The following is a 15,527-nucleotide window of genomic DNA, read 5'->3' on the forward strand; positions in this document are numbered from 1 at the left end:
CGGCGAGTTCGCCGCGTCCCATCGCGGGGTCCCACCCGGTGGTCACGATCTCGGCGGAGGATCGCAGGGCGTCCAGCACGGCGGCCCACGGCTCCTGGTCCTCCTCACCGTCCGGCAGTACCGCCAGCCAGGTGCCGGACAGCGCGCGGCTGGACGCGGGGACGGGCCGCCAGGCTTCCCGGTAGCACCACGCGTCCGTTCTTGATTCCGGGGACGGGGACCCGCCGTCCGGCCGGAGCCTCTCCAGCCAGTAGTGCTCGTGCTGGAAGGGGTAGGAGGGGAGGTCGAGGAGTCGGCCCGTGCCGCCGTAGTAGTCGCGCCAGCCAACGGTCAGGCCGTGGGCGTACTGGGCGGCGACGGCGTCCAGCAGGGTGGCGGCCTCCGGCCGGCCGCGCCGCTGAGCCGCGGTGGCGACCACCCCGCCGGGCACGACACCCTGCACCAGCGAAGTCAGCGAACCGTCCGGTCCCAATTCCAGGAAACCGGTCACCCCGGCATCGACAGCAGCGGTGACACCGTCGGCGAACCGCACCGTCTCCCGCACATGCCGCACCCAATACTCGGCACTGCCTACTTCATCGGCCACGACCCCGCCGGTCACATTGGAAACCAGCGTCAATTCCGGACGACGAAACTCCACACCCTCGATCGCCCGCCCGAAATCCGCCAGCACCGGCTCCATCAAGAACGAATGGAAACCATGCCCGACCGGCAACCAACGCACCCGACGCCCCAACCCCGCCGCGCGCTCCACCACCCGGCCGACCGCATCCTCATCACCGGAGAGCACCACCGCCTCCGGCCCGTTCACCGCCGCGATCTCCACCCCATCCAGCAACAACCCGCGCGCCTCCGACTCCGGCGCCCCCACCGCGGCCATCACCCCGGGCGCCGCACCCTCCATCAGCCGACCACGCGCCACCACCAGACGCACCGCGTCCGCCAGATCAAAAACACCCGCCACATACGCGGCAACGATCTCCCCCAACGAATGACCCAGCACCACGTCGACCGCCACACCCCACGACCGCACCAAACGGAACAACGCCACCTCAAAGGCGAACAACCCAAGCTGAGCGAACAACGTCCCGCCGACACCGGCACCGTCGAACACCGCATCCCGCAGCGAACAGCCGATCAGCCCATCCGCAACCCCGCACACCTCATCGAAAGCCTCACGGAAAACATCAAAACCCTCATACAGCTCCCGGCCCATCCCCACACGCTCCGAGCCCTGACCGGAGAACACCACCGCCAGGCGGCCGCCGTCCTCGGCGGCCGGGGGCAGGGTGCTCGCGCCCTCGGCCAGGGCCGTCAGGGCGGATACGGCGTCCTCCCGCTCCCGCCCGACGATCAGCGCGCGGTGCGCCAGCGGCGCCCGGCGGGCCAGCGAGAACCCGATGTCGCGCAGCTCCGCGCCGGGGTTCTCCCGCATGAACGCCGCCATCCGGCCCGCCTGATCGCGCAGCGCGCGCCCGGTGGCCGCGGACAGCGGCAGCGGAACCGGTTCCGGCTCGGAGGCCGGTCCTGGCGGCGCCTCCTCGGGGGCCTGCTCCAGGATCACGTGCGCGTTGGTGCCGCTGATCCCGAACGAGGACACACCGGCGCGGCGCGGCCGTCCGGTCTCGGGCCACGGCGCCGGCTCGGTCAGCAGCCGGACGCCGTCCGCCGGCCAGTCGACGTGCGGCGTCGGCTCGTCCACGTGCAGGGTCCTCGGCAGCACGCCGTGCCGCATCGCCAGCACCATCTTGATCACGCCGCCCACCCCGGCCGCCGCCTGGGCGTGCCCGATGTTGGACTTCAGCGACCCGAGCAGCAGCGGGCGGTCGCGGTCCCGGCCGTAGGCGGCGATGAGGGCCTGCGCCTCGATCGGGTCGCCGAGCACGGTCCCGGTGCCGTGCGCCTCGACGGCGTCCACGTCGGCCGCCGCCAGCCCGGCGCCGGCCAGCGCTTCGAGCACCACCCGCCGCTGCGCCGACATGCTCGGCGCGCTCAGCCCGTTGGAGGCGCCGTCCTGGTTGACCGCGCTGCCGCGGACCACCGCCAGGACGCGGTCGCCGTCCCGCCGCGCGTCGGCGAGCCGCTTCAGGACCAGGACGCCGACGCCTTCGCCGAGGCCCGTCCCGTCCGCCGCCGCGGCGAACGCCTTGCACCGGCCGTCCGCCGCCAGTCCGCCCTGCCGGATGAACTCCAGGATGAGGAACGGGCCGGCCATCACCGTCACGCCGCCGGCCAGCGCGAGGGAGCATTCGCCGGAGCGCAGCGACTGCGCGGCCAGGTGCAGCGCCACCAGCGACGACGAGCACGCCGTGTCGACCGTCACCGCGGGCCCTTCGAGGCCGAAGGTGTAGGCCACCCGCCCCGAGGCGACGCTCATGAGGTTGCCGGTCAGCAGGTGGCCCCGCGCGGACTCGGGGGTGTTCACCAGGTCGCCGGCGTAGTCGCGGCTGGACATCCCGGCGAACACGCCGGTGCGGGTGCCGTGCAGCGCGTGCGGGTCGATCCCGGCCGCCTCGAACGCCTCCCACGAGGTCTCCAGCAGCAGCCGCTGCTGCGGGTCCATCGCCGCCGCCTCGCGCGGCGAGATCCCGAAGAACGCGGCGTCGAAGCCGCCGGGGGCGGTGAGGAAGCCGCCGCGCGGGACCGAGCCGCCGATCGTCGGCGGGCGCGGCCAGCCGCGGTCGGCGGGCCAGTCCGAGACGGCGTCGCCGCCGTCCAGCAGGAACCGCCAGAGCCGCTCGGGCGATCCGATGTCGCCGGGGTAGCGGCAGGCCATGCCGATGATGGCGATCGGCTCGTCGGTGCGGCCGGGCGGGACAGGCGCGGCGGGCGGGTCGGCCGCGGGACGGCCCTCGCCCTCCAGCAGGTCGAGGAGGTGCGCGGCGAGGGCGGCGGGGGTCGCGTGGTCGAAGACGGCGGTCGCCGGGAGGCGCAGCCCCGTCTCCTCGTTGAGCCGGTTGCGCAGCTGCACGCCGGTGAGCGAGTCGAAGCCGAAGTCGCGGAAGGACGTCCGCGGGGACATCGGGACGGAGCCGTCCAGGCCGAGCACCGCCGTGGCCGCGGCACCGATCACCTCCTGGGCCAGGCGTGCCCGTTCGGTCCCGGGCAGGCCCGCGAGCCGCTGGGCGAAGCCCGTGACGGCGGGCGCGGGACGCGGCGCGCCGGCGCCGGGTTCTCCGAGTTCCGGGAACTCCACCCGGCGCGCGCCGTATTCGGCGAAATGCCTGTCCCAGTCGATCGGGACGCCCGCGACATATGCCTCGGCCACCGCCGTGCGAAAACGCGCGAGGTCGCCGCGCCCTTTCAGCAGGGAGCCCAGGGCGACGGCGTCTATTCCGCTCTGTTCGAAGGCGTCCTGCATCGCCAAGGTCAATACCGGGCGCGGGCTCGCCTCGATGAAAAACCGGTATCCGTGCTCCAGCATCCGCCGCAGCGTCGAATCGAACAGCACGGGCCTGCACAGATTGTCCGGCCAGTAATCCTCGTCGAGAAGCGCGGTGTCCAGGACGTCACCGGTGACCGTGGAATAGCGCGGAATCGCGGACGCCCGCGGTGCGAGCGGGGCCAGCGCGGCACGGGTCGATTCACGGATCTGCTCCATCTGCGGCGAATGCACCGCGACACCGACGGGCAGCCTCCTGGCCCACACCCCGGCGGCGTCGAGCCGGGCCAGCAGCCCGGCCACCGCGTCCGGCTCACCGGTGACCACGGTCGAGTGCGGGCCGCTGAACCCGGCGACGAACAGCTCTCCGGGACGGTCCGCGAGGTAGGGGGCGAGGTCGGCCGGCGACAGCGCGACCGTGCCCATCTCGCCCTGGCCGTAGTACCTCCCCTGTTCCCGGCTCCACCGGGCGACCACCCGTGCCGCGTCCCCGGCGGACAGGCCGCCGACGGCGTACGCGGAGACGACCTCGCCGACGCTGTAGCCGACCACCGCCGCCGGGTCCACGCCGGCCGAGCGCCACAGGGCGCCGAGGCCGGCCATCACCGCGCACAGCGTCGGCTGGATGATCTCGGGGCGCTCCAGCGCGGGCGCCCCGGGGACACCGCGCAGCACGTCCATGACCGACCAGTCCAGATACGGTGCGAGCGCTGCGGCGAACGCCTCGGCCTCGGCGCGGAAGACCGGCGCGGAGGCGAGCAGCTCGGCGGCCATCGCCGGCCACTCCGAGCCCGAGCCGGGGAACACCATCGCGACGGGCGCGTCCGGCAGCGCGGTGCCCACCGTCGTCCCGGCCGGGGCGGCCCCGGCGGCGAGCCCCTCCAGCGCGGCCAGCAGCTCCGCGCGATCGGTGGCGAGGATGCCCGCGCGGAAGGGGTCGCCGGGGTCGGCGGCGGCGAGGGAGTAGCCGAGATCGGGCAGGGCGAGGTCCGGCGACCCGAGCACGAGGTCGCGGAGGGCGGCCGCGCGCGCGGCGAGATCCTCCCGGCGCGGCGCCGACAGCACGCACAGCACGGGCACCGGGGTCTGTCCTTGCGGTTCGCTGGTCATCGCACTCCGCCGCTACCGGCGCCCGCTCCGGGACGCCGGACACCGCATCCGCGCGTCACGAAGTCCGGGCGAAACCTTATGCATATCGGGAACCTAGCTAAAAGACCCCCTAAACCAGCACCCCTAGCGCACCCGGAGCGGGCACCGAAGGCTCCCCACCTGTGTTGACAGCCTGAAATCGGCGACTTAAATTGGCCGCGGACACGGCCTCATGGTCCATGAATACCATCCCGGCGAGAGCTGAATTCACCCCGAAAGGAACGGACCATTGTCCAACGCCACCGCACGAGTCATGTTCTTCGAGATCGGCAGCCGCGACCCCGGTGCGGCCGAGAAGTTCTACGAGCAGGCATTCGGCTGGAGCTTCACCGAGGGAAAGGGGAACCCGTTCAGCTTCGCCAACACTCCGGAGGGCAGCAACATGCCGTTCGGCACCGTGTTCGACACCAAGCTGACGCCGGAGGGGACCGAGGTGCCCGAGGAGTACGTGACGCTGGTCCTCCAGGTCGACGACCTGAGGGACACCTGCCGGCGGGTCGAGGAGGCCGGCGGCCGGGTCACGATCCCGCCGATGAAGAACGAGGACGGCACCTTCGACATCGCGCACGTCCGGGACAACCGGGGCACCCTGATCGGCCTGTTCTCCATGAACATGAGCCAGGACTCGACGCCGAACCCCAACGCGGTCGAGCCCGGGACGACCCCGGTCCCGGACGCGCTCAAGGATGTCTGAGCCGGCCCGTCCGAACACACCGAAGCCTTCGCCCGCGCCGCCGGGACCGGTCCCACCGGTCCCGGCGGCGCGGTCTCATGCCGCGGTCGGGTCGGGCGCGGGACGTGCGGCCGCGGCCGCGGCCCGCTCGATCAGGTCGGCGGCGGCGCGGACCCCGCCCGCGCCGCGCTGGCTGTCCGCGATGGCGCGCGCGGCGTCGCGGAAGCCGTCCTCGGCCAGCAGCCGCTCCAGCTTCGCCGTGATCACCTCGGCGTCGCCGCTCTCCCGCTGGTCCAGCGCCAGCGCGGCGCCGCTGTCGACGGCGCGGACCGCGTAGTCGTGGCAGTCCATCCAGAACGGCAGCACCAGGAGCGGCTTGCCGAAGTAGAGGCCCTCGGTCACGGCGTTGCCCCCGGCGTGGTTGAAGAAGACCCGCACGTTCGGGTGGGCGAGCACCGCGAGCTGGGACGGCAGCCAGGTCTCGACGCGCAGGTTGCCCGGCGGCTTCTCCGGCAGCAGTTCGTGCCGGGCGGCGGGCAGCCGCCACAGCACCTGGTGCCGGTCCCCGAGTCGCTCGCACATCTCCACGATCGCCTTCACCTGCGCCGCGGTGGGCCGCATGATGGTCCCGAACCCGATGTAGACGATGGACTCGTGCCGGTCCAGCCAGGCGGCCAGCTCGCCGCCGTCGTCGCCGGCGGCCGCCCCGTCCTCCTCGGGGAGCACCGCGCCGAGCATGGTCACCTTCTCCTGGCCGGGGAAGGGGTACTCCAGTTCCGGCACCATGGTGCTGAGGACGGCCTCTGCTCCGTCGGCGTAGCGTGAGGGCGCGGCGGCGACGTTGGGCAGGTCGGCGCCCTTACGGCGGCGCGCGTTCTCCGCGATCATGCGAAGCCGGGACGGCGTGAAGAACGCGAGCCTGCTGCCGATGCGGAACGCGACGTTGGCGATCCGCTGGCGCGGGCCCATCCGCCCGGGCAGGCCGCTGAACGGGGCCGGGTAGCCCCACGGCAGCCGGTCCAGGTAGGCGCCGCTCGCCGGGAGGGGCACCGTCATCACGTAGGGGACGCCGCGGACCATCGCCGCGTCCAGCGCCCAGCCGGTCGAGGAGTCGACGACCATCAGGGCCGGGCGGATGCGGTCGATCTCGGCCAGCAGGCGCTCGTACTTCGCCCAGACGTCGGCGGCGTCGAAGGCGTGGTCCAGGAAGGTCGTGTACCGGCGCAGCCGTGACTCCCCGATCAGCGCGCGGTGCGTCTCGTCCGGCCAGCTCACCGGGTCGACGGCCGGGAGGTGCTCGCCGACGGAGACGAACCGCACCCGCTCCGCTCCGGGCAGGCGCCACACGTCCCCGCTGCGGTCCTCGGTGCTGGCGAACCACAGGTCGGCGCCCCCGCGCCGGTTGACCTCGCCGGCCATGGCCAGCACGCAGTTGATCAGTCCCGCGCTGGGGTTGGAGGCGAACAGGATCGGGCCGCGGTGCTCTGTCATGCGTGTGTCTCCTCCGTCGCGGTCTTCGTGGTGATCCAGCCGTCGACCGTGGCCGCGGTGTCTTCCGCGTGCTCCTCGGTCATGCTGAAGTGGTCCGCGGCGACCTCGGCCAGTTCGTGGTCGAGGGACCACGTGCTGCGGGCCGCCTCGCCGGGGGCCAGGTCCCCGGTCGCGCGGACGAACAGGCTCGGGGCCTGCGGGTTCCGCCGCCGCCATCCCGACAGCAGCGCGAAGTAGGCGGCCATCGCGGTGAGCCGGACGTCGTCGATGGCGCCGAACCTGGCCTCCTGGTCGCCCAGGTTCGCCAGCAGTCCCGGCTGGGCCTGCTCGGCCGCCTCGCTGCCCACCTCGTAGGTGTCCAGCAGCACCAGCCCGGCGGGGCGGACGCCGCGCTCCTCCAGGCGCAGGGCGACCTGGTGCGCGAGGGTGCCGCCGGACGAGCGGCCGACCAGGACGAGCGGGCGCCCGGCGGCGACGTCCAGGGCCGCGTTCGCGTGCAGCTCGACCAGGGCGTCCAGCGTCGCGGGCAGCTTCTCGCCCGCGACGAATCCCGGCACCGGCAGCACCCACAGCTCGCGTTTCCCGTCCAGCGCGCGGGCGAACCGGACGAACTCGTGCGGCCCGGACAGCATGCTGGTCGCGGGGATCCCGACCAGCACCGGCCCGGCCGCCGCCCCGGTGGCCATCCGGACGGGCGAGCCCGCCGCCCCCGGCTCGGCGGGGTCGGCGAACGTGGCGCGCAGCCGGCCGGCCATCATGATCATCTCGTTGGCCTCGGTGAACCGGCCCACCGCGCACGCGTCGCGGTAGAGCGCGGCCAGGCTCGCCGGAGACTGCGCGGGCGGCGCCCCGGCGCCCAGCCGCTCCAGCAGTTCCCGGGCGAGCGCGTCCGCGGTCGGATGGTCGAAGACCACCGTGGCGGGCAGGGTGAGGCCGGTCGCCCTGGCGAGCCGGTCGCGCAACTCCATCCCGGTCAGCGAGTCGAAGCCCAGCTCGGCGAGCGGGCGGGCGGGGCCGACCTCGTCCGGCCCCGCGTACCCGAGCACGGCGGCGATCTCGGTGCGCACCAGGCGGGCCACCGTCTCCTGCCGCTCGCCCGGCGGCAGCGCCGCGAGCCTGTCGCGCGCCCGGGGGTCGGCTGCCGCGCCGGCCGGGCCCCCGGCCCCGGCGTCGAGCGCGGCGCGCGCCGCCGGCACGCCGCCGATCAGCGGGCTGGGCCGGGCGATGGTGAACGTCGGGGCGAACCGGGACCAGTCCACGTCGGTGACGGCGACGTGCCCGTCCCCGGCGCCGACCGCGAGGGCGAGGGCGCGCAGGGACTCCTCGGGCGGCATCGGCCGCAGCCCCCGGGCGCGCAGCGCCGCCAGCGCCTCGCCGCCGCTCATCCCCTCGCCCGCCCACGCGCCCCACGCGATCGAGGTCGCCGGGAGCCCGCGCCGAGCCCGGTCCTGGGCAAGCCCGGTCAGGTAGGTGTTGGAGGCGCAGTAGGCCGCGCCGCCCGCGCTGCCCCACAACCCGGCGCAGGACGAGAACAGGACGAACGCGTCGAGCGGGTACCCGGCGGTGAGCGCGTCGAGGTTCGCGGCGCCGGCGACCTTCGCCGTGGTCACGGCGGCGAAGCCGTCGACGCCGAGGCCGGCGACCGGCTCCGATCCCGTGGCCCCCGCGGCGTGCACCACGGCCGTCGGCGGTTCGGGCAGGCCGTCGAGCAGCGCGGCCAGGGCGTCGCGGTCGGCGACGTCGCACGCCTCGATGCGGACCGCGGTCGACGCCGCGAGTTCCGCCTCCAATTCCGCCGCGCCGGGCGCCCGCTTGCCGGATCGGCTGACCAGCACCACCTGCTCGGCACCGTTCGCGGCGGCCCAGCGCGCGACATGGGCGCCGAGGCCGCCGGTCCCACCGGTGATCAGCACGGTGCCGCGCGGCCGCCACTCCCGCGTCCCCGTCTGCGGGGCCGGGACGAGGCGGCGGCCGAGGACGCCGTCCGCGCGCAGCGCGACCTGGTCGTCCTCGCCCGCGGCGCCCGCCAGGATCCGCGCCAGCAGGTCGGCCGCCGAAGCGTCGCCGACGTCGACCAGGCCGCCCCAGGTGCGGGGGTGCTCCAGCGCCATGACCCGGCCGATGCCGAGGAGCTGCGCCTGCGCGGAGCCGGTGACGGGATCGTCGGGCTCGGTCGACACCGCGCCGCGGGTCAGCCACCACTGCGGCGCGGTGACACCGGCGTCCAGCAGCCCCTGGGCGAGCAGCAGGCTTGCCGCGACGCCGAGCGGGACGGCGGGACGGTCCGGGTCGGGGCGCTCGTCCAGGCCCAGCAGGGACAGCACGGCCCGGACCGGCGGGGCCGCCCGCAGCCGCGCGGCGAGGCTCTCCCGATCGAGGTCGCCGACCGTCAGGCGGTGCACCTCGGCCGTGCGGCCGAGGCCGGTGAGCAGGGCGCGCGCCGCGTCGTCCAGGCCGTGCGCGGGCAGCACGGCCAGGACCGGGCCGGGGTCGGCGGGCGGGCCGAGGGGCACCGGCTCCCAGGTCTCGCGGTAGCGCCACCCGTCCAGGCCGCTTCCCGTCCGGGCCAGGGGGTCACCGTCCAGCCAGTAGTCGGCGCGCTGGAACGCGTAGGTGGGCAGCTCCACGGTCCGGCCGCTCTCGACCGGCCATTCGACCGGCGAGCCCGCCGTCCAGGCGGTGGCCGCCGCCCGCAGGCCGTCGGGGCCCGCGCCCCAGACGCCGGTCCCCTCGTCGGCGACCTGGGCCAGGCCGGCGGCCAGCTCGTCGCGGTCGGCGGCGATCACCACCGCGCGTCGCTCCAGTGCGGCACGGGCGGACATCAGCGTCCACGCCACGTCCCGCAGCCCGGTTCCGGGGTCGCGGAGAACGAGATCGCGCAGCCGCGCGGCCTGCTCTCGCAGCGCGGTGTCGGTCTTCCCCGACACCGGGAAGGGCAGCGGGGAGGTATCGGTCTCGGGCTCGACGACCTCGGCCGCCTCGGGGGCCTGTTCGATGATGACGTGGGCGTTGGTCCCGCTGATCCCGAACGAGGAGATCCCGGCGCGCCAGGGCCGGTCCAGCTCGGGCAGGTCGTGCGCCCCGGCGGCCAGCTCGACCGCTCCGCTCGACCAGTCCACGTGGGGGGACGGCTCGTCCAGATGCAACGACGCGGGGACCACGCCCTCCCGCAGCGCCATCACCATCTTGATCACCCCGGCGACCCCGGCCGCCGCCTGCGTATGACCGATGTTCGACTTCACCGACCCCAACAGCACCGGACGCTCCCGGTCCTGCCCGTAGGTCGCCAAGACCGCCTGCGCCTCGATCGGATCACCCAGCACCGTCCCGGTGCCATGCGCCTCCACCACGTCGACCTCACCAGCCGACAGGCCCGCGCTCGCCAGCGCCGCACCGATCACCCGCTGCTGCGACAAACCATTCGGCGCCGTCAACCCATTGGACGCACCGTCCTGATTCACCGCCGAGCCACGGACCACACCCAGGATCCGGCGGCCGTTGCGCTCGGCGTCCGACAACCGCTCCAGCAGCACCAGCCCGACGCCCTCACCCCAGCCCGTACCGTCGGCGGCGGCGGCGAAGGACTTGCAGCGGCCGTCGCCCGCCAGCCCGCCCTGCCGCGCGAACTCCATGAACGCACCCGGCGTCGCCATCACCGTGACGCCGCCCGCCAGCGCCAGATCGCACTCACCCGACCGGAGCGACTGCGCCGCCAGATGCAACCCGACCAGCGACGACGAGCACGCCGTGTCCACCGTCACCGCGGGCCCGACCAGTCCGAACGAGTAGGCCAGGCGGCCGGACAGCACGCTGCTCGACGCGCTGGTACTGGCGCTGCCGTCGGGCCCGGCCAGCAGCAGTTTGAGGGAGTGGTCCTGCGCGGTGCCGCCGACGAAGACCCCCGTGGCGGAGCCCTTCAGCGACAGCGGGTCGATGCCGGCCCGCTCGAAGGTCTCCCACGACGTCTCCAGCAGCAGCCGCTGCTGCGGATCCATCGCCAGGGCCTCGCGCGGCGAGATCGCGAACAGCCCGGCGTCGAAGCCGCCCGCGCCGCGCAGGAAGCCGCCCGCGGCGGCGGCGTTCTCGCCCGTCCAGCCGCGGTCGCCCGGCACCGGCGCGATCGCGTCGGCGCCCGACGCGACCAGTTCCCACAGGTCCGCAGGGCTCTCGACGCCGCCCGGGTAGCGGCAGCCCATCGCCACGATGGCGATCGGCTCGTCCGGCGAGGCCGCGCCGCGCCCGGCGGCCGACGGATCCGCGCGGTCCCCGCGCAGCTCGGCGAGCAGATGCGCGGCCAGCTCCGCGACGGTCGGGCGGTCGAACACCAGGGTCGCCGGCAGGCTCAGGCCGGTGGCGGCGGTGAGCCGATCGCGCAGCTCCACCGCGGTCAGCGAATCGAACCCGAGGTCGGCGAACGGGCGGCCCGGATCGATGTCGTCGCCGCCGGAATGGCCGAGCACCACGGCGACCTCGGCGCGCACGAGGTCGGCCACCGCCCGCTCCGGGTCGTCGGCGGCGGCGAGCATGCGGCGCAGCTCGGCGGCGTGGCCCGCGTCGGCGGGACCGGCCTGGTCGCGCAGGGCCTCGCGCGCGGCGGGGATACCGTCCAGCAGCGGCGCCGGGCGGGCCAGCGTGAAGGTCGGTGCGAAGCGGGACCAGTCCATGTCGGCCACCGTCACCGTGGGCTCGCCCGCGGCGACCGCCTCGGCGAGCGCGGCGATCGCCGGTTCCGGGGCCATGGCCCGCACGCCCCGCCTGGACAGCATCGCGTCGGCGGCGCCGTCGGCCATGCCACCGCCCGCCCAGGTGCCCCACGCGATGGCCGTGGCCGGCAGGCCGCGCGCGGTGCGGTCGGCCGCGAGCGCGTCCAGGTAGGCGTTGCCCGCGGCGTAGGCGGCGTTGCCGCCGCTCCCCCAGGCCGCCGCGCCGGACGAGAACAGCACGAACGCCTCCAGCGGCAGGTCCGCGGTGAGCGCGTCGAGGTTCGCGGCGCCGGTGACCTTCGCCCGGGTCAGCTCGGCCAGCTCGGCGAGGCCGAGGTCGGCGACCGGCTGGAACGCCGCGACACCGGCGGCGTGCACGACCGAGGCCAGCGGCCGGTCGGCCGGGATCTCGCGCAGCAGCGCGGCCAGTTCGTCCCGGTCGGCGACGTCGCAGGCCGCGACGGTGACGTGGGTGCCGAGGGCGGTCAGCTCCTCCGTCAGCGCCGCCGCCCCCGGCGCGTCGGCGCCCTGCCTGCTGGTGAGCAGCAGGCCCGCGACGCCCCGTTCGGCCGCCCATCGGGCGACGCGGGCGCCGAGCGCGCCGGTGCCGCCGGTGATGAGCATGGTGCCGCCGGGCCGCCACGGGGTCTGCCCGGTGGCCGGGTGCGGGGTCAGGCGGCGGCCGAACACTCCGGACTCCCGGATCGCCACCTGGTCCTCGCCGCCCGCGGACGCCAGGACGGCCATCAGCCGCGCGGGGCCGTCCTGGAACCCGGACGGCAGGTCGACCAGGCCGCCCCAGCGGCGGGGATGCTCCAGCGCCACGACCCGGCCGAGGCCCCAGAGCTGGTTCTGGACGGGGCTGGTCACGGCCGCGCCGGCGGTCACGGCACCGCTGGTGACGCACCACAGCGGGGCGTCGATCCCGGCGTCTCCGAGCGCCTGCACGAGCAGCACGGACGCCGCGAGCCCGGCGGGAAGCCCTTCGGGGCCGGGCCGCTCGTCCAGGCCGAGCAGGGACAGCACTCCGGCGGGCCGCTCCCCGGCGGACTCCGCGAGCCTGGCGGCCAGCTCCCGCCGCCCCGCGGCGCCCTCCACGGGCAGGACGACCGGTTCGGCGCCCGCCGCCGCCAAGACGTCGCGGAAGCCCGCCCCGTCGACGCCGTCCGGGACAAGGACCAGCCAGCGTCCAGACGGCCCGCCCTCGGGCAGGTCGAGACGCCGCCACGTCTCCCGGTAGCGCCAGGAGTCCGCGGCGCGCCGGTCGTCCTCGCGCCGCCGCCACTCCAGCAGACCCGGCAGCACGCGCCCGGCCGCCTCCGCGTCGACACCGAACTCCGCGGCGAGCGTCGGCGCGTCCGCCTCCCGCAGCAGGTCCCAGAAGCGCCCTTCCGGCTGCCCGGCGGGCACCACCGGTTCGGTCTTCAGCCAGTAGTGCCGGCGCTGGAACGGATAGGTCGGCAGGTCGAGCGGGCCCGCGCCGCCGCCGACGCAACGGCGCCAGTCGACGGGCAGGCCGCCCGCGTGCAGGGCCGCGACGGCGCCGAGCAACGTCGCCGCATCCGCGCGGCCACGGCGCTGCCCCGCCACGGCCGGGACGTCATCGTGCCCTCCCGCGCCGAGCCGGGACCGCACGAGCGAGGTCAGCGAGCCGTCCGGCCCGAGCTCCAGGAAGGCGGTCGCGCCAGCCTCCACGGCGGCGCCGACACCGTCGGCGAACCGCACCGTCCGCCGCACGTGCCGCACCCAGTAGCCGGGGTCGCACAGCTCCGCGCCCGCGAGCCCGCCGGTCACGTTGGAGATCACCGGGATCTCCGGGCGGTGGAACCGCACATCGGCGATGGCGCGCCGGAAGTCCTCCAGCACCGGCTCCATCTGGGCCGAGTGGAACCCGTGCTCCACCCGCAGCCAGCGCACCCGCGCACCGGATTCGGCCAGCCGCCCCGCGACGGCGCGGACCGCGTCCCGCTCGCCCGACACCACCGTCGCGTCCGGGCCGTTGACCGCGGCGATCTCCGCCCCGTCGGCCAGCGCCGCCCGCACCGCCTCCTCGGACGCCTCCACCGCCGCCATCGCGCCACCGGAGACGCCGTCCATCAGGCGGCCGCGCGCCACCACCAGCCGTACCGCGTCCGCCAGGCCGAACACCCCGGCGACGTGCGCGGCCACCACCTCGCCCAGCGAGTGCCCGAGCACGACCTCGACCGGCACCCCCCACGACCGCACCAGGCGGAACAGCGACACCTCGACCACGAACAGGCCGAGCTGCGCGAAGAGCGTCCCCCGCAAGGGGGTCTCCGCGGCGTCGCCGAACACCGCGTCCCGCAGCGAGCAGCCGATCAGCCCGTCGGCGACCGCGCACACCTCGTCGAAGGCGTCGCGGAACACTGGAAACGCCTCGTACAGTTCGCGGCCCATGCCGACACGCTCCGAGCCCTGCCCGGAGAAGACCACGCCGAGCCGGGCGGTGCCGCGCGCCGTACCGGACACCACGTTGCCGGCCGCCGTTCCGCCGGCGACGGCCACGAGACCGGCCAGCAGCTCGTCCCGGCCGGCGGCGAGCACCGTCGCCCGGCGGTCCAGCGCGGCCCGCGAGGACACCAGCCCGGAGGCGAGGTCGCGCAACGGGACCTCGGGGCTCTCCAGGACGAACCGGCGCAGCCGGCCCGCCTGCGCCCGCAACGCGGCCTCGGACTTCCCCGACACCGCGAAGGGGAGCACCGCGTCACCGGCGGCGGGCTCCCCGGCCGGGGCCTGCCGGGCCGCGGCGTCCTCGTCCGGCTCCGGGGGCTGCTCGACGATGACGTGCGCGTTGGTGCCGCTGATCCCGAACGAGGACACCCCCGCCCGCCACGGCCGGTCCACCTCCGGCAGCGGGCGCGGGCCCGTGACCAGCTCGACGTCGCCCGCGGACCAGTCCACGTGCGGCGACGGCTCGTCCACGTGCAGCGTCCGCGGGACGACGCCGTGCCGCAGCGCCAGCACCATCTTGATCACACCGGCCACGCCCGACGCCGCCTGCGCGTGCCCGATGTTCGACTTGATCGACCCCAGCAGCAGCGGCCGGTCCCGGTCCTGCCCGTAGGCCGCCAGCAGCGCCTGCGCCTCGATCGGGTCGCCGAGCACCGTCCCGGTGCCGTGCGCCTCGACCACGTCCACGTCGCCGGGCAGCAGCCGCGCGGCGGACAGCGCCGCCCTGATCACCCGCTGCTGCGCCAGGCCGTTCGGCGCGGTCAGCCCGTTGGACGCGCCGTCCTGGTTCACCGCCGTGCCGCGCACGATCCCCAGGACCCGGCGGCCGTTGCGCCGGGCGTCCGACAGGCGCTCCAGCAGGAGCATCCCGACGCCCTCGCCCCAGCCCGTGCCGTCCGCGGCCGCGGCGAACGACTTGCAGCGGCCGTCGAACGCCATCCCGCCCTGCCGCGAGAACTCCAGGAAGGCGCCCGGCGTCGACATCACCGCCACCCCGCCCGCCAGCGCCAGCGAGCTCTCCCCGGACCGCAGCGACTGCACCGCCAGGTGCACCGCCACCAGCGACGACGAGCACGCCGTGTCGATCGTCACCGCCGGGCCCTCCAGCCCGAACACGTACGCCACGCGGCCGGACAGCACGCTCCCGGAACCGCCGGTGATGTAGCTGGGGACGGAGTCGCCGGCGCCCACCATCCGCATCGCGAAGTCCTGGGACGTGCCGCCGACGAACACCCCGGCCCGGCCGCCGCGCAGCGAGTGCGGGTCGATCCCCGCGCGCTCGAACGCCTCCCACGCGGCCTCCAGCACCAGCCGCTGCTGCGGGTCCATCCCCAGCGCCTCGCGCGGCGAGATCCCGAACAGGTCCGCGTCGAAGCCGCCCGCGTCCGCGACGAAACCGCCCGCGCAGGACAGCTCCGGGTCCCAGCCGCGGTCCGCGGGCGCGTCCGCGATCATGTCGCGGCCCGCGTCCACCACCCGCCACAGCTCCTCGGGAGACTCCGCGCCCGGATAGCGGCAGCTCATGCCGACGATCGCGACGGGCTCCCCCCAGCCGGACTCGACCGCCTGAAGCCGCTCGCGGGTGGCCTGAAGGTCCGCCGTCACGCGCTTGAGGTACTCGCGCAGCCTGTCTTCAACGCGCACGTGATGTCCTCGT

At 75.4% G+C, this 15,527-nt stretch carries 3 protein-coding genes and 1 pseudogene; 1 reads left to right on the forward strand and 3 read right to left on the reverse strand.

The features are described from left to right. Window positions 1–451 precede the first annotated feature (451 nt). Window positions 452–4,492: pseudogene (locus ACZ466_RS00640) on the reverse strand (acyltransferase domain-containing protein); the annotation flags it as partial. Window positions 4,493–4,760: 268 nt separating this feature from the next. On the opposite strand from ACZ466_RS00640, the gene ACZ466_RS00645 reads away from it, so the two are divergent. Continuing rightward, on the forward strand, window positions 4,761–5,225 hold the full coding sequence (locus ACZ466_RS00645) for a VOC family protein (RefSeq protein WP_378288042.1): 465 nt from the start codon (window positions 4,761–4,763) through the stop codon (window positions 5,223–5,225). A gap of 75 nt (window positions 5,226–5,300) precedes the next feature. Here the strand turns inward: ACZ466_RS00645 and ACZ466_RS00650 are convergent, their stop codons facing one another. After that, window positions 5,301–6,695, reverse strand: coding sequence for a glycosyltransferase (locus tag ACZ466_RS00650; RefSeq protein ID WP_378288043.1), 1,395 nt, complete (start codon window positions 6,693–6,695; stop codon window positions 5,301–5,303). After that, window positions 6,692–15,514: a type I polyketide synthase gene (locus ACZ466_RS00655; protein ID WP_464042630.1), complete on the reverse strand. Its 8,823-nt coding sequence runs from the start codon at window positions 15,512–15,514 to the stop codon at window positions 6,692–6,694. The genes ACZ466_RS00650 and ACZ466_RS00655 overlap by 4 nt, the downstream gene beginning before the upstream one ends. Window positions 15,515–15,527: the final 13 nt, after the last annotated feature.

The sequence above is a fragment of the Actinomadura rugatobispora genome, assembly GCF_055379765.1.